Source organism: Sphingobium tyrosinilyticum (assembly GCF_042654265.1).
Classification (GTDB): domain Bacteria; phylum Pseudomonadota; class Alphaproteobacteria; order Sphingomonadales; family Sphingomonadaceae; genus Sphingobium; species Sphingobium tyrosinilyticum.
Map to the genome: position 1 here is coordinate 136800 of NZ_JBHSFZ010000003.1, position 18573 is coordinate 155372.

Sequence of the window (18573 nt, forward strand, 5' to 3'; positions counted from 1 at the left end):
GCTGTTCAGGCGACCCCGGCGTGAAGCAAGTCATGCATGTGGACCGCCCCAACCAGACGGCCGCCTTCGCAGACGAAGAGCAGGGTGATGTTGTGCAGATGCATGAGGCGGATCGCTTCGGACGCCAGTTCGTCGGGGCCGACGGAGAGCGGCGGCACGGTCATGAACCGGCCCACCGCCTCAGTCAGTTGCTGGGTGCCGGTGACGGTGCGGCGCAAGTCGCCATCGGTGAAGGCCCCGATGAGTTCCCCATTCTGGTTGATTACCGCCGTACCGCCGAGCCGCCCACGCGTCATTTCGATGGTGGCGTCGAGCAGCGAGGCATCTTCGCGCACGCGCGGCACGGCCTCGCCCGCCGCCATCAGGTCGTGGACCTTCAAAAGTTGCGCGCCGAGGCGGCCGTTAGGATGGAATTTGTGGAAATCGTCGGCCGAAAAACCGCGCATTTCCATGAGCGCAATGGCGAGCGCGTCGCCAAAGGCCATCTGCACCGTGGTCGATGTGGTCGGCGCCAGTTCATTGGGGCAAGCTTCGCGAACAGCGGGCAGCAGGACGCAAACGTCCGAGGCGCTGGCCACCGTACTTTCCCCCCGCGCGGTCAGGCCGAGCAGCGGGATGCCGAAGCGTTTGCAATATTGGATGATGGGGCCAAGTTCGTTGGACTCGCCCGAATGGGACAGCATCAGCACGATGTCGTCCGGCGTCACCATGCCAAGGTCGCCATGCCCCGCATCAGCCGGGTGCATGAAGAGGGCGGGCGTACCCGTCGATGTCAGCGTCGCCGTCATCTTGCGCGCGACGATGCCGCTTTTGCCCATGCCGGTGACGATCAGGCGGCCCCGCACATTCATGATCATCCCGACCATACGCAAGAAGATGGCAGCGAAATCGCGATCCGAGAATTTGGCTTCGAGAGCATTCAACCCATGGGACGCGACTGATAAGGTTCTGCAGGCCGTTTCCACAATCCGGCTGCCTGAACCAAAAGGCACGATTTTCGATACTGTCGACACGTGTTCGCCCTTTTTTCCATGTAGCGCCGCCGGGTTGTCCCGCGCTGACTCAATCATGGCGGCAGTGGCCATGATTGGCACACTGCCCTTACCTCATTTCGCGACCCATTTTCGGCTGCAAGCCGACCCCGCCGAAAGAAATAGGCCGTTTGAGAGCGGAATGGCAATTCCTTTTGCTAACGCGAACGAAAATAGCGCGCCTTTATTGCCACATCGGATGCAAATCATTGCTCTTTTGTAGATAAGCGGAACTTTTAAGGCGCGCGCGCGTAGTGGCGCGGTTTTCCCGTCGCGATCAGTCTGCGTGATAGTCGCGATACCAGGACACGAAGCACGGCACGCCGACGTCTATGCCGGTCGCGGGCGCAAAGCCGATATCGTGAGCGATCGCGCTGATGTCGGCAAATGTGGCCGGAACGTCGCCCGGCTGCATCGGCTGGAAATCAATCTCCGCCTTGCGGCCAATCGCTTGTTCCAGCACGGAAATCAGGTGCATCAACTCTTCGGGCCGATTGTTGCCGATATTGTAGAGCCGATGCGGCGATCGGCTGCCGCCAGCCTTGGGCGCCCCGTCGTCGGCGGGCGCATGATCGAGGCACCCGATCACCCCGCTGACGATATCGTCGATATAGGTGAAGTCGCGCTGCATCCGGCCATGGTTGAATACGGGAATGGGATCCCCTGCGAGGATCTTCTTCGTGAAGATCCACATCGCCATGTCTGGACGGCCCCAAGGCCCATAGACGGTGAAGAAGCGCAGGCCCGTCATGGGGATGCGGAAAAGATGGGCATAGGTTTCGCTCATCAATTCATCGGCGCGCTTGGTGGCCGCGTAGAGCGACACGGGATGATCGGCGCGATCCTCGACCCGGAAAGGCAGCACGTCATTGCCGCCATAGACGGACGAGGAAGAAGCATAGACCAAGTGCCGCACCCGCCGTTCCCGCGCCAGTTCCAGCATGTTGACATGGCCCGCGAGATTGGAGCGGACATAGGCATGCGGGTTGATCAGCGAATAGCGGACGCCCGCCTGCGCGCCCAAATGGATGATCGCCTCCACCGCATGACCCGCAAGCGCGGCATTGAGCGCATCCATGTCCGCGAAATCCAGCTCCGCGAAGGTGAAGAGCTTGCCATGGCGTTGCTGCAACGCGGCGATCCGGTCGCGCTTCAGCGACACCGGATAATAATCATTCATATTATCGATGCCGATCACCGCTCGCCCTGCCGAGAGAAGCTGGTCGGCGACGGCCATGCCAATGAAGCCTGCGGCGCCGGTGACGAGAATGGTCATGCAGCCACCGCCGCACGTGACAGGATCGGGTCGGTCGCCATGGGAATCTCTTTCAGCGGTGGGATCTTAGCCATCCTGTAAACAGACAATCCGGGGCGTGATGTAAAGAGCTTTCCCCCAAAGAGGCGGGCGGCTGACCCAAATGAGTCAGTTTAGCCTTTCCCTAATCATTGATGCTTATGCGCTGTGTCATGGACATGGCATCCCACCCCCTGGCCAGCGGCAACCGCGCCTATGGTCCGGCGCAGCGCGCGCGCTGGACGGACCTGGCGGCGCAAGCGGCGGAAGCCAACGCCTTTTATGCACCCGACATGCTGTGCGCCGCGCTCGATCATCTGGCGGGCGCGCCGGGCGTGCGGTTAGTGGAAGCGCAGGCGGGAGGCGAACTGATCGGGCTGTTGCCGGTGATGGTGACGCCCCGTCATGGGCGGCTGCCGGTCGCCTGCGTGGGCAATTGGATACACGACCATTGTTTCTTCGGAGCGCCGCTGATCCGGCGGGGGCAGGAAGTGGCGGCCTGGCGCGGATTGCTGGCGCAGTTGGACGCGGCGCATTGGGCGGCGGGCTTTCTCTATCTGCAGGGGCTGGATGCGGCGGGCGCCAATGCCGCGGCGCTGGAGGCGCTATGCGTCGAGCAGCGGCGCGGGCGGCGCGAGGTACACCGTTATGACCGGGCGATGCTGCGCTCTGCGCTGGATGCGGAGAGCTATTGGGAAACGCATGTGCGCGCAAAGAAGCGCAAGGAGATCAGGCGCTTGCAGAAGCGGCTGGCAGAGCTGGGGACGGTGGAGCAGCGGCTGCTGGCAGACCGGGCGGAGCTGCCGCATTGGTGCGCCGATTTCCTGGCGCTGGAGGCGTCGGGCTGGAAGGGACGCGAGGGGACGGCACTTGCCTGCTCAGCCAATGACGCGGCCTTTTTCCGGGCGGCATGCGCGGCTGCTTTCGATGCGGGGCGGCTGCATTTCCTGCGCATCGATCTGGATGGGCGTGCGATCGCGATGCTGGCCAATTTCCGGCATGGCGAGGGCGCTTTTTCCTTCAAGATCGCCTTTGACGAGGAATTGGGGCGCTTTTCGCCGGGCGTGCTGATCGAGCTGGCGAACCTGCATGCGGTGCAGGGCGATCCGGGGATCGCGTGGATGGACAGCTGCGCGGCAACGGATCATCCGATGATCGACAGCCTGTGGGCGGAGCGGCGGACGATCGTGCAATATCGCATCGCGCTGCGCGGGCGGGGTTTTCAGCGCGTAGGGCGCGCGGCGGCCTTTGCGCTTGCCAATGGGGCGGAGGCGATCGCCAGCCGCGTGAAAGGATTGTCATGACTGCCCATTCGCCGATCGCGGCGCAGATTTTTCCCGACGAGGCGCGGGGCGTGTTCGCGGCCGTTTATCCCGATGAGGCGGCGAAGCTGTCGCACGGGCTGGCGGGGCATCCGCTGCTGTCGATCGAGGCGCTCGCCGGCTTGGCGGAGCGGATGCCCGCCGCGTCCGTCGAATATAATCTGGGCAAGCTGCCGCTGGGCGTGCGGCCGGAGGATACGCCATCCAACGGGCTGAGCCTGGGCGAGACGATCCGGACGATCGAGACCAATGGCAGCTGGGCGGTGCTGAAGAATGTCGAGCGGGACGCGGCCTATGGCGCGCTGCTGAACGCGGCGCTTGCCGAACTGGCGCCGCTGGTCGAGGCGCGGACGGGGGCGATGCTGAACCGGGAGGCGTTCATCTTCCTGTCCTCGCCGGGTAGCGTGACGCCGTTCCACATGGACCCGGAGCATAATATCCTGCTGCAGATCCGGGGCGAGAAGGTGATGACCGTCTTTCCGGCGGGGGACGAGGAATTGGTGCCTGCGCTGCAGAGCGAGGCGTTTCACGCGGGCGGGCACCGGAACCTTGTGTGGCGGGAGAATTTCCACGGGCGGGGGATGGCGGTTAAGCTGCTGCCGGGCGATGCGATCCATGTGCCGGTCAAAGCGCCGCATTTTGTGGAGAACGGCACGGGGGTGTCGGTCAGCCTGTCTGTGACATGGCGTTCGGAGCGGAGCGTCGCGGAAAGTGAACTACATGGCCTGAATGCGCTGATGCGGCGGCGGGGATTGCCGACTGGGCGGATCGGCGCGCGGCCGGAGCGGCAGGGCGTCCGGCGGCTGGCCTATCGCGTCATGCGGAAGCTGGGCGTTTAGCCAAGCGGCGGAGCAGCGCTTCGGCCTCGAGCCGGGGTGAAAAGCGTTCGATCTGCCACCATTCCAGCGCTTCCTCGCGGGTGGCGAGGCTTTGTTTGTAACGGTCCTTGCCTGCCAGCAGGGAGTAGAGCCCGAGGTCACGATCAGCATAATGCGCGACAGCTGCGGCGTGGCAGAGCAGGCCCGGCTTGTCCTTGGGCGTGCGCGGAGCGGCGAAGGCGGATTGATAGTTCATCGCCTGGCCGCGATGGATGAAATTGACGAGCAGCCCGACTGTGCCGCCATCATCGGTGAAGCGAAGCAATTCGACTTCTCCAGTCACCCGGCCGCGTTCTACGAGGATGGCGACGAAGCGGCGGAAGGCGGGGTCGGCCCAGGCATTGTCGGCGTGGCGGCCTTCGTTGAGGACGCGCATGTCCTCCAGCCAGCTTTCCGCCTCCGGAGCGCTTTGAGCGGCGGCGATGTTGGGCATGCCGCCATGGTCCTTGATCGCGCGCCGGATCTGGCTGCGGGTGTTGGCGCTGAGCAGTGAGAGATAATCGCCCGCCGCAGCCCGCACGGCGTCGAGGTCAACCTGATAGACGGGCGAGCGGTCCAGGCGGGTGGCGCGGCGCAGCGGCAGGCTGAGCAAGGGCGAATCCGGCGCGATGCCGCTGAGGCGCAAGGCGCGCCAGTCCGCGCGGCGGAGGAGTGCGGCGTGGAAAGCCTGGGCCGCTCGCCCTTCCCTGCCGGTCGCGGTGAGCAGGCCATTATATTCGACATAGGGACGATCAGCGGCGGGGTCGCCCGACTGGTTGAGCGAAAGCGTCGCGCAGCGGCCAAGCAGGCGGGGCTGCATCGCGTGCCCGATAAGGGCGAGGGCGACGTCTTTCCCTTCTCCATCCGTGACCGTCAGGAGATCGGGTCGAACGCCGTAGCTTTCCAGCCAGCTGCCAGTCCAGGTCCATCCCAGGAAAAAGGACGCATCGGACGCCCCCTCCAGCGCCTGCCAGCGCGGCGCCAATTCAGCTGTATCGGGCAAGCAGGAAAAGTGGGCGGTTAGAGCCATCGCCGCCTCTTGTGACAGAGCCGCCGAAGCGGTCAAGTCATGGGCGCGTCAGAGATGCCGCCGCATCTGCGGATCGACCGATCCATCGCGCCGCACCCCCGCCCGAGCCAATTCGCGGCCCATGCGGCCGGTGAGAAAACGGAACCACATGCGAAAGTCCGCGCGAAGCGACCAGAACGGATGACGGAAGGTGGCGGGCCGGTTCCGTTCGATCAAACCATGGCCGATCCAGGCGAAACCATAGCCGGCGAACGGCAGGGCGGGAATGATCCACCAACGGCCGGTCAGGGGGAGCGCCGCCAGCAACAGGATAACCATGCTGGTCCCGGCATAATGCAGCGCCCGCGTAGCAGGACGGGCATGTTCCTGCAGATAATAGGGCCAGAATTCGCTGAACGCCGCAATATCGCTCATCATCTCCCCTCCGGGTCGACAGAGCTAGGGCTGGGCTCGGTCCGAGGTAAGGGGGATGCGTCAGGCCGTGCGCAAATCGGGAGCGAAGAGGAAATAGTCGTAAGCGGCGCGCGCCACTTCCGCCATGATGCGGTCGCGGGCGGCGTGACCACGATGATCCTTCATGACGAACACCGAAATGGCGATCATCCGCCCGTCCGGCAGCGTGATGATCCCCGTGTCATTACCAAGGCCGTTGAGCGTCCCGGTCTTGTGCGCGACGGGGGTTCCGGGCGGGAGCATGCCGACCAGACGCGCCTTGCCGGTCTTGCAGCGGGACATGATGCCGAGCAGCATCGCGGTGCTGGCGCCCTTCAGCGCCTTGCCGTGCTGGATGGCGGAGAGAAGGTCGTTCATCGCGCGGGGCGTCGAGGTATCGCGCGGGTCCGCAGCGAAGGCGATGTTGGGCATGTCGCGCGCGTCCCGCAGGCGTGAGGACAGCGTGCTTTCCGCTTCATCGCCCGCGGACCCGCCGCCGAGCTTGGCGCGGGCGAGAAGCTGGGCCGTGTTGCTGTCCACCCGTTGGCCGCGAATGCCGATCGACTGGAGCCAGCCATTGACGGCCTGCGGACCGCCCGCGCGTGCGACCAGCGCATCGGTCGCTTCATTATCGCTGCGCGTCAGCATGAGGTCGAGCAGCATCGTGACGGTCAGCGGCGTGCCCAGGCGCGCGAGTTTTTCATCGAAGCGCAGCGTGCCCGCATCGGCGAGCGACAAAATCTTGCCCGCCACCGCGACCTTATAGGTGCTGGCCATGGGAAAGAGCGTATCGCCGTTGAGCTGAAGCGTCTCCCCGTTGTTCAGGTCGCGTACCGCGATGCCGACCGTGCCGTCGCTCAGCGTCGCAAAGCGGGCAAATTCGCCAAGCAGCCGCGACTGCGCGGTCTGCTGCACCATATTGGGCTTGGGACCGAAAGCATCGGCCGTAGGCAGGGGCGCCAGAAACAGGCCAAGGCCCGCCAGAAAGGTGGCAGTGAAAGAAAAACGCGGCATGAACCTTCTTTCCCCGATTCGTGCGGCCGGAGCAAGGCTGTTTGCGCGGGTTGACAGGGTTGCGCCGACAGCGTCATCACGCCCGGCATGACCGCAATGATCAAGCTAGACGAAAGCTGGCGCGCGCCGCTGCGCGAGGAATTCGACCGCCCCTACATGCAGGCGCTCAAGCAGTTTCTGGCGGAGGAGAAAGCGTCGGGAAAACGCATCTTCCCCAAGGGCAGCGAATATTTCCGCGCGCTCGACCTGACGCCGCTCGACAAGGTAAAGGTCGTGATATTGGGGCAGGACCCCTATCATGGCGAGGGGCAGGCGCACGGTCTGTGCTTCAGCGTGCAGCCGGGGGTGCGGACGCCCCCGTCGCTGGTCAATATCTACAAGGAATTGAAGAGCGACCTGGGGCTCACGCCGCCGCGCCATGGATTTCTGGAGCATTGGGCGCAGCAGGGGGTTCTGCTGCTGAACAGCGTGCTGACGGTGGAGATGGGCCGGGCGGCATCGCATCAGAAGCGGGGCTGGGAAGAGTTTACCGATGCGATCATCCGGCTGGTCAACAGCCAGGCGGAGCCGGTCGTGTTCCTGCTGTGGGGTGCCTATGCCCAGCGCAAGGCGGCATTTGTCGATGAGACGCGGCATCTGGTGCTGAAGGCGGCGCATCCTTCGCCGCTGTCTGCGCATAACGGCTTTTTGGGGTGCCGGCATTTTTCGAAGGCCAACGCCTTTCTGGAAGCGAAAGGGCGCGGGGCGGTGGATTGGGCTTTGCCGGAATGTGAGGTGGGGTGAGCGGCCTTTAGCTCCGTCACCTCGGGCTTGAGCCGGGGTCGCGCTATTTCAAAATTGGATAGCGTAAGGAAGCGGGACCCCGGATCAAGTCCGGGGTGACGAGATTAGGTGATCAAGTTCGTTCGCTTCGAACGGAGGCCGGTCAGCGTTTTTGCGCGAACCAGATGACATGGCGGGGGCCCTTGCCATTGTCGCGCGCCTTGACCGCTACTTCATCGACCAGGAAACCGGCATCGCGCAGGCGGCGGGTGAAGGCGGCGTCCGGGGCGGCGGACCAAATGGCGAGGATGCCGCCGGGCTTCAGCGCGGCCTTCGCGATGGCGAGGCCACCGGCCGAATAGAGCCGGTCGTTGGCGGGGGCGGTCAGGCCGTCCGGGCCGTTATCGACGTCGAGCAGGATCGCGTCGTAGCTGCCGCGCGCCGAGGCGATTTCGGCCACCACATCGCCTTCGATCAGCCGTACGCGAGGATCGTCGAGACAGCCTGCGGCAAGGTCCACCATTGGCCCGCGCGCCCAGGCGATGATCTTGGGCACCAGCTCAACGAGCGTGACGCGGCCGCCCTGCCTCAGTTCGGCCAAGGCGGCGCGCAGCGTGAAGCCCATGCCATAGCCGCCGATCAGCAGATGCGGGTCCTTGCGCCCCTTGAGGCGCTCCAACGTCATGACGGCGAGCGCCTTTTCCGATCCGCTCATGCGGCTGCTCATCAGTTCATTGCGGTCGAGGACGATCATGTGATCGGCCCCGCGGCGGTAGAGCTTCAATTCCTGCCCGCCCGGCACAGGGGCGGTGTCGATGAGTTCGCGCGGCGTCACTATGAGGTCCTTCCTTGGTCACAGGCGCATGGCAGCTTGCCGGGGCGCACGCAAATTTTCTGGCGCAAGTGAGTATAGGCCCCTATCTCGCGGGCCAGCCCTTCCCCCGACCAGCCAGGCAGTCATTTTCCCGATGCGTTATTTCCTCGACACCGAATTCAACGGATTTGCGGGCGCGCTGATCAGCGTCGCGCTGGTGCCGGAATTTGGCGACGATGAATTTTACGTGTCGCTGCCGCTGGCGGAGGAGCCGCATGGCTGGGTCCAGCGCAATGTGATCCCCTATCTGCGCCATGTTCCGCCGGGGATCGACATGGAGCTAAGCCGGGTCGAGGCGGCGCATCACCTCGCCGACTATCTGGCGGGCGATCCCGATCCTGTCATCGTGGCGGATTGGCCGGAGGATCTGGCGCATTTCTGCGCGCTGCTGGTGACGGGACCGGGACAGATGGTGGATATGAACGGGCTGCAGTTGCAGCTGGTAAACGCGGCGGGCTTCAGTGCGGCGGCGAACAGCCGGATTCCGCACAATGCGCTGCATGATGCGCGCGCCTTGCGGGATTTTTGTTTGGGCAATTAACGGAGCAATCCGCGTTGTAGCGGCGCTCATGATCCGGTGTGAAGAAGCAGTGGGCGTCCTCTTCATGGCGCCCCAAAACGGATCGAGGCCCGGTCCTGCTTGCGCAGGCCGAGCCCCATTCCCTCTCCAAACCGATGTTAGTGATCAGCCGTCGTAGTCGCCGCCGACATTCTGGTTGCGCGGCGGGGCGGCGGCGGTCAGGCGCAGGGCCTCCGCCGACTGGGCGATCGAACCGATTTCGTCCGGCGTGTCGTCATCGTCGATCTGCACCTTCTGCAGCGAACCGACGAGCGAATCATGGAGATCCGCCGGGAGGACCGTTTCTTCAGCGATCTCGCGCAGGGCGACGACGGGGTTTTTATCGCGGTCGCGGTCCAGCGTCAGTTCGGCCCCGCCAGAAATCTCACGGGCGCGCTGCGCCGCAAGAAGGACGAGATCAAAGCGATTGGTAACCTTGTCGACGCAATCTTCGACGGTAACGCGGGCCAAACGGGCGCTCCTGACAAAGGAATGAAAATCGTGAGGCCCGCGCCTAACAGCGGCGTCCCCGAGAGTCAATGAAAAGCCCATAAAGCCGTGGCGCGGCGCGACAATTGGGGGCATGAACGGGATATGGCGACCCACCGGCAGTCCACAGCGAAGCGTGAAGAGGCCGGGATCAGCCTGTCCATCGGGGCCAATCGGCTGAGAGTGATCGAAAATGGCCCGGCACTGCGCGAGGCCCTGATCGGGCTGATTGACGGCGCCACGGACAGTCTGAAGCTCTATTATTATATCTTCGCCGATGATGAGAGCGGGCGCATGGTGCTCGACCGGCTGGTGGCGGCGCGCGGGCGCGGCGTCGCGGTGACACTGATGATCGACGCTTTCGGATCGGCGGATACACCAGCGGCCTTCTTCGATCCGCTGCTCAAGGCGGGCGGTCATTTCGGGCGTTTCGGCGCGCGCCGATCGACGCGCTACCTGATCCGCAACCATCAGAAGATGACCATCGCCGACGACCGGCGGCTGCTGCTGGGCGGCTTCAATGTCGAGGATGCCTATTTCGGATTGCCGGAGGATGACGCCTGGGTGGACCTGGGGCTGATCCTCGAAGGACCGCAGGTGGGGGCGATGAGCACCTGGTTCGGGCAACTGTGGCGATGGGTCTCCACCAAGCGGCAGCGTTTCCGCACGCTGCGGCGGATGGTGCGGCACTGGCATCCTTCCCTGCATCACGATCCAGCCGATCCGATGCGCTGGCTGATCGGCGGGCCGACCCGGCGACTGAGCCCCTGGGCGCAGGTGGTGAAGCATGATCTCGAAAAGGCCAGCCGCGTGGACATGGTGGCGGCTTATTTCTCGCCCGGCCGCGGCATGCTGAAGCGCATCGCGCGCGCGGCAAAGCGGCAGGGGGCAAGGCTGATCCTGCCATCGCGATCCGACAATGGCGCGACCGTTGCCGCAGCGCGGCTGCTCTACGGCCCGCTGCTCCGGCGTGGGGTGGAGATTTGGGAATATCAGACCTGCAAGCTACATATGAAGCTGATCGTCATCGACGATGCGGTCTTCATCGGGTCAGCCAATTTCGACATGCGCAGTCTGTTCCTGAACCTGGAGATCATGCTGCGGATCGAGGACAAGGCTTTGGCGCAGGAAGCGCGGGACTTCATCAGCCGCCGCGCGGGCGAGAGCCGGCAAGTGACGCTCGAAAGCTACAAGGCCCAGCGCGGCGTGCTGACGCTGATCAAGCAGTGGATCAGCTATTTCCTGGTCGGCGTGCTGGATTATACTGTCACGCGCCGCCTGAATTTCCGCAATCCTGACGCGGATTGACGTTCACATGTGGATCGCGTTGCGGAACATGATGCCGGCGATGATCACGAGATAGATGCCGAATATCCGCTTCAGCAGATTGGCGGGCAGGCTGTGCGCGGCGGCGACGCCGAGCGGCGCGGTGAGGATCGACATGGAGGCGATCGCCAGCGTCGCAGGCATGTTGACGAAGCCGAGCGACCCCCAGGGCAGGCCCGTTTCCTTGAGCCCGATCAGCGCGAAACCGATGGCGCTGGGAATGGCGATCAGCGTACCGATGCCCGACGCGGTGGCGATGGCGCGATGAATGGAACGGCCGCACAGGGTCATCACCATGATGGCGATCGTGCCGCCGCCGATGCCGAGCAGCGCGGAGAAAGTGCCCAGCCCCCCGGCGATGCCGACGCGGGCGATGCCGGAGGGCATTTCGTCGCTGATCACCTTGCCGCCGACTTTGGGCAGCAGGAAGTTCAAGGACATGAGGAATACGCCCGACGCGAAGATAATCGTCAGCACGCGGCCATCCACATGCCCCGCCAGCAACACCCCTACCCCGTCACCCAATATGATCCACGGCGCCCACGCCCTCAGCACTTCGAACTCCACCGCGCCGCGCTTGGCATGAGCGAGCAAGGAACGGATCGACGTGACGATGATCGTGGCGGCCGACGTGCCGATGGCGACATGGGCGACCGCTTCATGCGTGCCGCCCAGCAAGGGCAGCACCACGAACAGCGCCGGCACCACGACGAAGCCGCCCCCGATGCCGAAGATGCCAGCCGCGAAACCCGCGAAAAGCCCCGCACCCAGCATGGCGGCGAGCGGCACGAACCAGTTGATGAGGTCGCCGGGCATCAGCGCCCCCCCCTGTTGCGATGCAGGACAGAGCGCGGCGGCAAGGCGGCTATGCAAATATGTTGGACCATGTCGGGGTACCCGGGCCTCTCTTCGTCGGATGTGCTTGGTTGGGGGCAGGGAACCAGACTGCCCCCGACAAGCAAGACGAACGAGGCCGGGGAACCCGCAAGGCTGCGGGAAAAGATTAGGAGCGGCTAAGCGCGTGTCAGCCCAGCGCCTCCTGCGCGGGCGTGTAGGGCAGGTCGAGTGCCTGCGCGACGGCTTGATAGGTCACCTTGCCGTCCCAGACGTTGAGCCCGGCGAGCAGATGCGGATCGGACCGCAGCGCCTTTTTCCAACCCAGGTCTGCGATGCGCAGGGCATGGGGCAGCGTCACGTTATTGAGCGCATAGGTGCTGGTGCGCGCGACGGCGCCCGGCATGTTGGCGACGCAATAATGGACGATGCCATCGACCACATAGGTCGGCTCGGCGTGGGTGGTGGCGTGGCTGGTTTCGAAACAGCCGCCCTGGTCGATCGCGACATCGACCAGCACTGCGCCCTTCTTCATGGTCTTGAGCATGTCCGCTGTCACCAGCTTCGGCGCGGCGGCCCCCGGGATGAGGACGGCGCCGATGACCAGGTCCGCGTCGGCCACGCATTCGGCAAGGTTGGCGCGGTTGGAAAAGCGGGTCTTGGCCCGCGCTTCGAAATAGATGCCGAGCTTTTCGAGCACCTCGGGGCTGCGGTCGAGTATCGTGACGTCAGCGCCAAGGCCCGCCGCCATCTGCGCCGCATTGAAGCCGACGACGCCGCCGCCGATGACGCAGACCTTGGCTGGAAGCACGCCGGGCACGCCGCCCAGCAGCACGCCCCGGCCGCCATTCGCCTTTTCAAGCGCGGTCGCGCCCGCCTGGATCGCCATGCGTCCAGCAACCTGGCTCATGGGCTTTAGCAGCGGCAGGCCGCCATGATCGTCGCTCACCGTTTCATAAGCGATGCAGGTCGCGCCCGACGCGATAAGGTCGCGGGTCTGCTCCGGATCGGGGGCGAGGTGAAGATAGGTGTAGAGTATCTGGCCGGGCCGCAGCATCGCGCGTTCCTCGGCCTGGGGCTCTTTCACCTTCACGATCATCTCGGCAGCGGCGAAAACCTCGCGCGCCGACGGGACGATCTCGCCCCCGGCCTTTGCGTATAACGAGTCATGCGCGCCGATCCCGTCACCCGCACCGCTCTCCACCAGCACCTGATGGCCATGGGCGGTCAGCTCATGCACGCTCTCAGGCGTCAGGCCGACGCGATATTCGTGATTCTTGATCTCCCGTACCGTGCCTACAATCATGTTCAGCCTTTCCATCCCTGAGGGCATATCGTCGTCAGGGATTTTATCGCCGGGCAAGCGACGATTGTTCCGGAATCGGGCCTGCGGCCGGAACGATCTCCTTATCCGATATAGTCTGCCGGAACGGAATTACAGGAGGCATATCAACCACCCCTTGCCTAGCGCCGCGCTGCACGATAGGGAGCCGCCTTCCAGTGCATGCGGAGCGGTGGCCGAGTGGTCGAAGGCGCTCGCCTGGAAAGTGAGTATACGTCAAAAGCGTATCGAGGGTTCGAATCCCTCCCGCTCCGCCATCTTGCTAGATAGTTTATTGGTTTTATTGCCTTTTCTTCCCTCTGCGGAGCAGAGGCCCACATACCGCCCAACATTGTATAAAATGGTCGCGAGGCAGCAAGCAGCAGATTCTGCTTAGGGTTGGTGAAACTGGCGCGGAAGTATATCAAGCAACGGATTGCCGCTAAGCCAAAGGGGGACCATGCTAAAAGGCGACATATCTGCCGCGACGGGGGATTCAGCGCGCCAAGTGGAACCGTCATTCTGGAACTGGCCGTTTCTTCCGTCAAATACGCTCGCGGTGGCGGGTTGGGGTTTCTGGCTCGCTATAATTGGACTCATTTTGACGCTTGCGGGCTTCTGGATCACTCTAAGGCAACTGAATAAAACAAAATCCGCCTCTGAGGCCGTCAAGCAAGAAGTGGAAAGAATACGGGGTTCTCTTGATGCGTATGACGCAGCCCATGAGGCTTCTAGGGCACAATACGCGCTTAAAACAGTGAGAAGGAACCTGCATAATAACCTTTGGGCAGAAGTTATTATTAGTTACGAAGACGTAAGAAATAGCTTAGTTATTCTCAAATCTACAAGTAATCTGTTATCTAAGGATCAATTAGATCAGATAGATTCGGCAATTACTTATATTCATCGCCTGTGTGAGAGAATTGAAGGTGATTTGCAGAAAAAGGCCAATTCTATCAGTGCCGTAAAAACATCAGCCGTAATTCGCCAGCATGACCAATTACTCGTTGATATAAACATTACACTTCAAAGAGGCCGCATATGATCGCGTCAATTATGGACAAGTACAGGACCCTTGTTGAGCGATTGCTTAAGCGAACACTCAATGGCGACTTGTCGTGGGATTATGACGAGTTTGAAAATAAGCTTTCTACCAATATTGCGGAAAGAATGGTTTATTTAGAAGAAACAAAGAACGATAACGGAGAGCCTGCTATAAAATTGAGCATCGTCAATCCAACTAGTCAAAAGGCAGAATCTTTTATCGATGATATGATAAATGGCCCGACCCCTAACTACCGGGGATTTGACTCTTATTGGGTGCTTATGAAAACTTTGTTTGATGTTGGAGTACGTCGAGCTACCGGAGCAGATAAGGACATTGACGACATTCTGGATACGCTGGATGATGTACCTTTCTAAGCGGAGCCCTCGGGGCTGAGCAACTCCCTTACAAGCCCCTCATGGGCTACAGGAGTCTATGATCCTCTTGACCTGTGCCGCCTTCCATGTGCCTCCACGCGGCGCGGTTATTCCCGCCGCGTTCAATCTGTCAGCTATCGCACGGAGAGAGACGGCACCTGCCGCCTGAAAAGTTTCAATCTGGCGTCGGACCTTTTCAGCACGATCGATTGATGCCTTGGATCGGACCAGGGCACTGATTCCAGGGCCTTTTCGTAGGTCCTCCAAATTTCCTCGATTGCCCCCCAGCTTTGTCCCTCTAGCCTTTGCAGCTGCCAGCGCCTCTTTGGTACGCTTTGAAATTGCCTTTCGTTCGGCTTGGGCAACCGCAGCCATGATATGGATAGTAAGTTCATTTGCTTCCGGCATATCCGCAGCAACAAACCTAGCTCCACTATCTTGAAGGGCCGCAAGAAAGGCGACGTTGCGGCTTAGCCGATCCAGTTTGGCGACCACTAGAGTTGCGCCGGTCAACTCGCACATAGCCAAGGCGGCTTCCAGTTGGGGCCTGCCGTCCAGCTTTCCGGATTCGACCTCAACAAACTCACCGGACAACTCCCATGCGCCGCCATTGAGGTAATCCGCTACGGCCTTTCGCTGCGCCTCTAGCCCAAGACCGCTACGGCCTTGTTTGGCGCTGCTCACCCGAAGGTACGATACAAATTTGCCCTGTGCCATTTCTTGTTCCATGAGTCGCTACGTTCGTTGCTACTAATGTAACGGCAATCATGACGGGTGCCCAGATGCAAAATAGCAGGACTGTACACCTTCAAGGAAAGGCAGCGCATCAGCATCTAGAACTCACCACGCACATAGAAGCAGAACAAGGTGCAGTAACAACCTTAATGAACAACTAAATCGCAATAGAAACCATTGAACGCCGATCTGTCATGCCATAAAAGAACGCTGGCCTCTTGGCAAAAAACAGACAAGGAAATTAAGTGATTTTAGACCTAAACTATCAAATAGAAACCAAGTTTACATTACCTTATTACGAACACGCGATGATTGAAGGGGAACTCATCCCAGCTTCTTTTGTAGGTGATTGTTCAATTCAAGATCGCATGTGCTCTGCTATAGAGAAGGGACACCTGGGCGAACATTTCCGAGCCCTCTATGGTGAGTTTTGCAAGTTTGAATGGCACGGGAAAGAAGGTTGGCCCGTGAGCCAATTAGTGGTTACGATTTATCATCCGGCGCAACTATCAAGCTTTGCCATCATAGAAACTGCCATTGAAGTGTGGCGGACCTGGCCGTGGGCACAGGGATCAGCATACATAGTGAATTGACGATGTGTTGCATGATGGTCGCAAGGAAGGGCCTTCTGGCCCTTTCTTTGTGCCTACCCACTCGTACAGATGCCTGCCAACCCCTCGCCCTGCCTCTTTGGCTGTGAAAGACAGGGGGACACCGCCGATTACAGATGACAGCCGATCCCGTAACCAACTTTCGTCGATGCCCTGCCATTTCGGCGGGGTATTTTTTTGTCTGCCTCAGGAAGGCGATGTCCTACCGCAGAATCAATATGCGCCACAGAATTCGAGTCACACGGGCCTATACGGTTTTGCTGTCCTCACACCATGGGAAAGAGGCCGAACGTAAGGAAGCTGCTCATCCGCAAACGACCATATGTGGACCTTCAGCGGCTATCCTTTTGCGCCAACACCGATCCGTTGCGAACGTGTAAGGAGCGTGGCATATTTGCGGCGACGTCTTCCATCATCGGCGAAAGGCGAACAGATGCGCGGCATGCCTTTATTGATCGCAGGGTTACTTCTCCTTGGGGGATGCGGAAGCGGCGGTTCTGGCGGGAGCACTGATCATGCGGAGGACAGTTCGCTGGACCCCAAACCCGATGGGCTCGCCGCAGCCCCAGCGGTCGAGAAAGCCGACCTAGATTGCGGTAAGTTCAAGCCACAGTCGGCTCGCCAGGGGCAGCCTGCCGATGACGTCGGTGGATTAAGGCAGGGGATGAGCGAGGAACAGGTTCGTGGCGTCCTCTTGTGTAAGAATCCTAGCTACGCGATCAATGCAAGCAAGCAGAACATTTCGATCCCTAACGGCGGCCAGATGTCCCAAATCAACTTGAACGCGGATACCGGCCTCGACAAAGTTAATGTATGGTTGCTTGGCCCTCCGGGCGGAGAGCGAGTGGTCCACATAGATCGCACTCTTGAATATCCAAGCGGTAAGGAGTTGCCGATCGCCAACATCGCGCAGGATGTCGCTGCTAAATATGGTCCGTTCGACGATGCTGGCTATGGTGATCAACGTTCCGGTTGGATTGTTCGTTCGCGAGAGGGGGAACGCATGGCTAACAACAATACAAGCTATGGAGAATGCCGCAGCCACAGTCTCCGCACAGACAAGTCCCTGCCTTGCCTGCATGCAATTTCTTATGAGATGGTCCCAAACCAGCAAAATCCGGCACTTGCATCACGCTTTAATGTAGCCATCACCAGTTTCTCGACGACCACTGACATGATCACGGCGACAGCAGAGCATCAGGCCAAAGCGGTGCGCCGTGCTGAGGAAAATGCAGAGCAGGAAAGTTTGGACCTCTGACAGGCACGTCCTTTCGCATGATGTTCGAAAAGTCAGTGGAAAGCTGACTTTCCGCTGACCACCCATCCAAGCCATAAAACAGCCCTTCACAACGCGCAGAAGGTCAATAGGTGTGACCTCGCCATCCAGAATGCCATTTTAAGGCGATTTAAGGGGCCGCCAGGCGTCGATACAGGACTTTAGGCTACTACCCTACCTCTCGAACAACAAAGTCGCTATATGGGCCTTAAAATCGATCTTCCGTGAGTACTCAGACGATCTGATAAAATAAAGTGGTAAATACTGACAAGTAATTCTTTTGGTCAATGCAGCACTTCATCTAAATCCGGGAACAGAGGCATCGGCTTTATTGATGGTGGTTCAACCACGTTTGCATCATAAACACCAATGGTCGCCCATTCCATCCGCCAATCTACTAATGCTGCGCCATTTTCAAAGCGGACTATGCCTGCTCCATTACGCGCAACGTCAAATTTGCAGCGAAGCTCTTCATCATATGAACCAACAAGCAAGGTGCCGTCGCTAAGCGCCACAAGGAAGCGGTCATCGTCTTCGTAGGGAACCGATAAGGTGGTCTCCACATCGCCACTGATTTGAACGCGAACCGAGTTTGGAATGGGTTCAATGCGTACACCCATGAGAATCGCCTTTCCTATTCGAGAACAAACAAAGAACATGTCCATAGGAAAGGAGTCGCGGCATGGTCAATATCGATAGTTCGTTCCTGATGGGGGATAGGTGCAGTCCTGACAGGCTTGGCGGCGCTGGTGAAGGCTGTGGGGGTTTGGAGGCGCTGAAAGTCATTGGATTGAAAGCGCAATGGACTCAGCAACTCTCATCACATAGAAGGGCATTGTTGATCCGATCTTAGTCGTGAGGGTCAGCCCGCATTCGCGCGGTGAACACAGGCACTCGGCCATCAGGTCGGGCGGCCTGCCGAATATAAAACCGCAAGGGAATACGCAGGGCGCGGTTCCCTGTGTTCACGCGCGACTAACCGTCCCGGCTGGCGGGGTGGGGCGGATGAACATGGGGGAATACATGCGCTTGAAGGTGTTCTTGGTGCCACTGCTGTTGGCTGCGCTTCCGACCAATGTAAGTGCCCGGCCAATGTCACTGGCCGAAAAGAAGGCCGTAGAAAACTCGGTTAAGGCAGAATTAAAAGACCCGTATTCGGCTCAGTTTAAGCACCCCGCCCTTCAGTTATCTGACGGAGAGGGTCTTATTTACTGTGGCTTGGTTAATTCCAAAAACAGCTACGGCGCTTACACTGGATACGTTCAGTTTGTTGCTGGCTTTGGCTGACGTGACCCCCGCCTTTCATCCAGCGGCGACCAGAGACCGACCGGTGTTGTCGCGCAGGAGCGCGGTTGAAGCAATGGGCGGGTTTAAACCCGCCCAT

At 60.7% G+C, this 18573-nt stretch carries 22 protein-coding genes and 1 tRNA gene; 12 read left to right on the forward strand and 11 right to left on the reverse strand.

The genetic code is table 11. The annotated features are described in order from the left end of the window. Nucleotides 1-5 precede the first annotated feature (5 nt). Complete coding sequence (locus tag ACFO3E_RS02405; protein WP_380802217.1) at nucleotides 6-857, reverse strand: KpsF/GutQ family sugar-phosphate isomerase; 852 nt, start codon at nucleotides 855-857, stop codon at nucleotides 6-8. Between ACFO3E_RS02405 and ACFO3E_RS02410 the strand changes: the two genes are divergently transcribed. Next, nucleotides 850-1254, forward strand: a complete 405-nt coding sequence (locus tag ACFO3E_RS02410; RefSeq protein WP_380802219.1) for a hypothetical protein — start codon at nucleotides 850-852, stop codon at nucleotides 1252-1254. The two genes, ACFO3E_RS02405 and ACFO3E_RS02410, sit on opposite strands and share 8 nt — an antisense overlap. A gap of 54 nt (nucleotides 1255-1308) precedes the next feature. On the opposite strand, the gene ACFO3E_RS02415 is transcribed toward ACFO3E_RS02410, so the two are convergent. Then, nucleotides 1309-2307, reverse strand: a complete 999-nt coding sequence (locus ACFO3E_RS02415) for an NAD-dependent epimerase/dehydratase family protein (RefSeq protein WP_380802222.1) — start codon at nucleotides 2305-2307, stop codon at nucleotides 1309-1311. 191 nt (nucleotides 2308-2498) lie between these two features. On the opposite strand from ACFO3E_RS02415, the gene ACFO3E_RS02420 reads away from it, so the two are divergent. Beyond that, a complete protein-coding gene (locus ACFO3E_RS02420) occupies nucleotides 2499-3629 on the forward strand; it encodes a GNAT family N-acetyltransferase (RefSeq protein ID WP_380802225.1) in 1131 nt (376 codons plus the stop codon). Beyond that, nucleotides 3626-4486 carry a cupin-like domain-containing protein gene (locus ACFO3E_RS02425; RefSeq protein ID WP_380802227.1) on the forward strand — a complete coding sequence of 287 codons (861 nt, stop codon included), beginning with the start codon at nucleotides 3626-3628 and terminating at the stop codon, nucleotides 4484-4486. The genes ACFO3E_RS02420 and ACFO3E_RS02425 overlap by 4 nt, the downstream gene beginning before the upstream one ends. On the opposite strand, the gene ACFO3E_RS02430 is transcribed toward ACFO3E_RS02425, so the two are convergent. From ACFO3E_RS02430 to ACFO3E_RS02440, 3 genes are read right to left on the reverse strand one after another with little or no spacing between them, the layout of a single operon-like run. Further along, on the reverse strand, nucleotides 4464-5534 hold the full coding sequence (locus tag ACFO3E_RS02430; RefSeq protein WP_380802230.1) for a GNAT family N-acetyltransferase: 1071 nt from the start codon (nucleotides 5532-5534) through the stop codon (nucleotides 4464-4466). The two genes, ACFO3E_RS02425 and ACFO3E_RS02430, sit on opposite strands and share 23 nt — an antisense overlap. A gap of 48 nt (nucleotides 5535-5582) precedes the next feature. Next, nucleotides 5583-5948: an Mpo1-like protein gene (locus ACFO3E_RS02435; RefSeq protein WP_066526826.1), complete on the reverse strand. Its 366-nt coding sequence runs from the start codon at nucleotides 5946-5948 to the stop codon at nucleotides 5583-5585. A gap of 60 nt (nucleotides 5949-6008) precedes the next feature. After that, nucleotides 6009-6980 (reverse strand): serine hydrolase, encoded by a 972-nt coding sequence (locus tag ACFO3E_RS02440; RefSeq protein ID WP_380802232.1) that lies wholly within the window; start codon nucleotides 6978-6980, stop codon nucleotides 6009-6011. Between the two features lie 87 nt (nucleotides 6981-7067). Here ACFO3E_RS02440 and ung point away from each other — a divergent pair, with 87 nt between their 5' ends. Continuing rightward, entirely contained in the window at nucleotides 7068-7763 is a 696-nt protein-coding gene (gene ung / locus ACFO3E_RS02445; RefSeq protein ID WP_380802234.1) for a uracil-DNA glycosylase, read from the forward strand. A 142-nt stretch (nucleotides 7764-7905) separates the two neighbouring features. Here the strand turns inward: ung and ACFO3E_RS02450 are convergent, their stop codons facing one another. Then, nucleotides 7906-8577, reverse strand: a complete 672-nt coding sequence (locus tag ACFO3E_RS02450; RefSeq protein ID WP_380802237.1) for a spermidine synthase — start codon at nucleotides 8575-8577, stop codon at nucleotides 7906-7908. A gap of 133 nt (nucleotides 8578-8710) precedes the next feature. Here ACFO3E_RS02450 and ACFO3E_RS02455 point away from each other — a divergent pair, with 133 nt between their 5' ends. Then, entirely contained in the window at nucleotides 8711-9157 is a 447-nt protein-coding gene (locus ACFO3E_RS02455; RefSeq protein ID WP_066526816.1) for a hypothetical protein, read from the forward strand. Between the two features lie 144 nt (nucleotides 9158-9301). Here the strand turns inward: ACFO3E_RS02455 and rpoZ are convergent, their stop codons facing one another. After that, nucleotides 9302-9646 carry a DNA-directed RNA polymerase subunit omega gene (rpoZ, locus tag ACFO3E_RS02460; protein WP_066526813.1) on the reverse strand — a complete coding sequence of 115 codons (345 nt, stop codon included), beginning with the start codon at nucleotides 9644-9646 and terminating at the stop codon, nucleotides 9302-9304. Between the two features lie 123 nt (nucleotides 9647-9769). On the opposite strand from rpoZ, the gene ACFO3E_RS02465 reads away from it, so the two are divergent. Continuing rightward, nucleotides 9770-10972, forward strand: a complete 1203-nt coding sequence (locus ACFO3E_RS02465) for a phospholipase D-like domain-containing protein (RefSeq protein WP_066526810.1) — start codon at nucleotides 9770-9772, stop codon at nucleotides 10970-10972. A gap of 3 nt (nucleotides 10973-10975) precedes the next feature. Here the strand turns inward: ACFO3E_RS02465 and ACFO3E_RS02470 are convergent, their stop codons facing one another. After that, nucleotides 10976-11806: a sulfite exporter TauE/SafE family protein gene (locus ACFO3E_RS02470; RefSeq protein WP_380802239.1), complete on the reverse strand. Its 831-nt coding sequence runs from the start codon at nucleotides 11804-11806 to the stop codon at nucleotides 10976-10978. A gap of 208 nt (nucleotides 11807-12014) precedes the next feature. Then, nucleotides 12015-13130, reverse strand: coding sequence for an alanine dehydrogenase (ald, locus tag ACFO3E_RS02475; protein ID WP_380802241.1), 1116 nt, complete (start codon nucleotides 13128-13130; stop codon nucleotides 12015-12017). Nucleotides 13131-13332: 202 nt separating this feature from the next. Here ald and ACFO3E_RS02480 point away from each other — a divergent pair. From ACFO3E_RS02480 to ACFO3E_RS02490, 3 genes are all read left to right on the forward strand, one after another. Then, nucleotides 13333-13423 (forward strand) — tRNA-Ser (locus ACFO3E_RS02480). 182 nt (nucleotides 13424-13605) lie between these two features. Further along, complete coding sequence (locus ACFO3E_RS02485) at nucleotides 13606-14190, forward strand: hypothetical protein (RefSeq protein WP_380802244.1); 585 nt, start codon at nucleotides 13606-13608, stop codon at nucleotides 14188-14190. 11 nt (nucleotides 14191-14201) lie between these two features. Beyond that, the gene (locus ACFO3E_RS02490) at nucleotides 14202-14567 is read left to right on the forward strand and encodes a hypothetical protein (RefSeq protein ID WP_380802246.1); all 366 of its coding nucleotides are present in this window, start codon (nucleotides 14202-14204) and stop codon (nucleotides 14565-14567) included. A gap of 39 nt (nucleotides 14568-14606) precedes the next feature. Here ACFO3E_RS02490 and ACFO3E_RS02495 read toward each other — a convergent pair whose 3' ends face one another. Further along, nucleotides 14607-15284 carry a recombinase family protein gene (locus ACFO3E_RS02495; protein ID WP_380802249.1) on the reverse strand — a complete coding sequence of 226 codons (678 nt, stop codon included), beginning with the start codon at nucleotides 15282-15284 and terminating at the stop codon, nucleotides 14607-14609. A 263-nt stretch (nucleotides 15285-15547) separates the two neighbouring features. Here ACFO3E_RS02495 and ACFO3E_RS02500 point away from each other — a divergent pair, with 263 nt between their 5' ends. Both ACFO3E_RS02500 and ACFO3E_RS02505 read left to right on the forward strand, forming a co-directional pair. Then, a complete protein-coding gene (locus ACFO3E_RS02500) occupies nucleotides 15548-15895 on the forward strand; it encodes a hypothetical protein (RefSeq protein ID WP_380802252.1) in 348 nt (115 codons plus the stop codon). Between the two features lie 460 nt (nucleotides 15896-16355). Further along, nucleotides 16356-17171: a hypothetical protein gene (locus tag ACFO3E_RS02505; protein WP_380802254.1), complete on the forward strand. Its 816-nt coding sequence runs from the start codon at nucleotides 16356-16358 to the stop codon at nucleotides 17169-17171. 302 nt (nucleotides 17172-17473) lie between these two features. Here ACFO3E_RS02505 and ACFO3E_RS02510 read toward each other — a convergent pair whose 3' ends face one another. Beyond that, nucleotides 17474-17809, reverse strand: coding sequence for a hypothetical protein (locus tag ACFO3E_RS02510; RefSeq protein ID WP_380802257.1), 336 nt, complete (start codon nucleotides 17807-17809; stop codon nucleotides 17474-17476). A 385-nt stretch (nucleotides 17810-18194) separates the two neighbouring features. Here ACFO3E_RS02510 and ACFO3E_RS02515 point away from each other — a divergent pair, with 385 nt between their 5' ends. Continuing rightward, a complete protein-coding gene (locus tag ACFO3E_RS02515; protein ID WP_380802260.1) occupies nucleotides 18195-18476 on the forward strand; it encodes a hypothetical protein in 282 nt (93 codons plus the stop codon). Nucleotides 18477-18573 lie beyond the last annotated feature (97 nt).

What these genes read in the sequence shown, in the direction of transcription:
- ACFO3E_RS02515 (WP_380802260.1), top strand. Translation starts at nt 18,195, where the DNA reads ATGAACATGGGGGAATACATGCGCTTGAAGGTGTTCTTGGTGCCACTG.
- ACFO3E_RS02510 (WP_380802257.1), bottom strand. Translation starts at nt 17,809, where the DNA reads ATGGGTGTACGCATTGAACCCATTCCAAACTCGGTTCGCGTTCAAATC.
- ACFO3E_RS02470 (WP_380802239.1), bottom strand. Translation starts at nt 11,806, where the DNA reads ATGCCCGGCGACCTCATCAACTGGTTCGTGCCGCTCGCCGCCATGCTG.
- ACFO3E_RS02490 (WP_380802246.1), top strand. Translation starts at nt 14,202, where the DNA reads ATGGACAAGTACAGGACCCTTGTTGAGCGATTGCTTAAGCGAACACTC.
- ACFO3E_RS02485 (WP_380802244.1), top strand. Translation starts at nt 13,606, where the DNA reads ATGCTAAAAGGCGACATATCTGCCGCGACGGGGGATTCAGCGCGCCAA.
- ACFO3E_RS02465 (WP_066526810.1), top strand. Translation starts at nt 9,770, where the DNA reads ATGGCGACCCACCGGCAGTCCACAGCGAAGCGTGAAGAGGCCGGGATC.
- ACFO3E_RS02405 (WP_380802217.1), bottom strand. Translation starts at nt 857, where the DNA reads ATGATCATGAATGTGCGGGGCCGCCTGATCGTCACCGGCATGGGCAAA.
- ACFO3E_RS02410 (WP_380802219.1), top strand. Translation starts at nt 850, where the DNA reads ATGATCATCCCGACCATACGCAAGAAGATGGCAGCGAAATCGCGATCC.
- ald (WP_380802241.1), bottom strand. Translation starts at nt 13,130, where the DNA reads ATGATTGTAGGCACGGTACGGGAGATCAAGAATCACGAATATCGCGTC.
- ACFO3E_RS02430 (WP_380802230.1), bottom strand. Translation starts at nt 5,534, where the DNA reads ATGGCTCTAACCGCCCACTTTTCCTGCTTGCCCGATACAGCTGAATTG.
- ACFO3E_RS02415 (WP_380802222.1), bottom strand. Translation starts at nt 2,307, where the DNA reads ATGACCATTCTCGTCACCGGCGCCGCAGGCTTCATTGGCATGGCCGTC.
- ACFO3E_RS02420 (WP_380802225.1), top strand. Translation starts at nt 2,499, where the DNA reads ATGGACATGGCATCCCACCCCCTGGCCAGCGGCAACCGCGCCTATGGT.
- ACFO3E_RS02435 (WP_066526826.1), bottom strand. Translation starts at nt 5,948, where the DNA reads ATGAGCGATATTGCGGCGTTCAGCGAATTCTGGCCCTATTATCTGCAG.
- ACFO3E_RS02505 (WP_380802254.1), top strand. Translation starts at nt 16,356, where the DNA reads ATGCCTTTATTGATCGCAGGGTTACTTCTCCTTGGGGGATGCGGAAGC.
- ung (WP_380802234.1), top strand. Translation starts at nt 7,068, where the DNA reads ATGACCGCAATGATCAAGCTAGACGAAAGCTGGCGCGCGCCGCTGCGC.
- ACFO3E_RS02495 (WP_380802249.1), bottom strand. Translation starts at nt 15,284, where the DNA reads ATGGCACAGGGCAAATTTGTATCGTACCTTCGGGTGAGCAGCGCCAAA.
- ACFO3E_RS02455 (WP_066526816.1), top strand. Translation starts at nt 8,711, where the DNA reads ATGCGTTATTTCCTCGACACCGAATTCAACGGATTTGCGGGCGCGCTG.
- ACFO3E_RS02425 (WP_380802227.1), top strand. Translation starts at nt 3,626, where the DNA reads ATGACTGCCCATTCGCCGATCGCGGCGCAGATTTTTCCCGACGAGGCG.
- ACFO3E_RS02440 (WP_380802232.1), bottom strand. Translation starts at nt 6,980, where the DNA reads ATGCCGCGTTTTTCTTTCACTGCCACCTTTCTGGCGGGCCTTGGCCTG.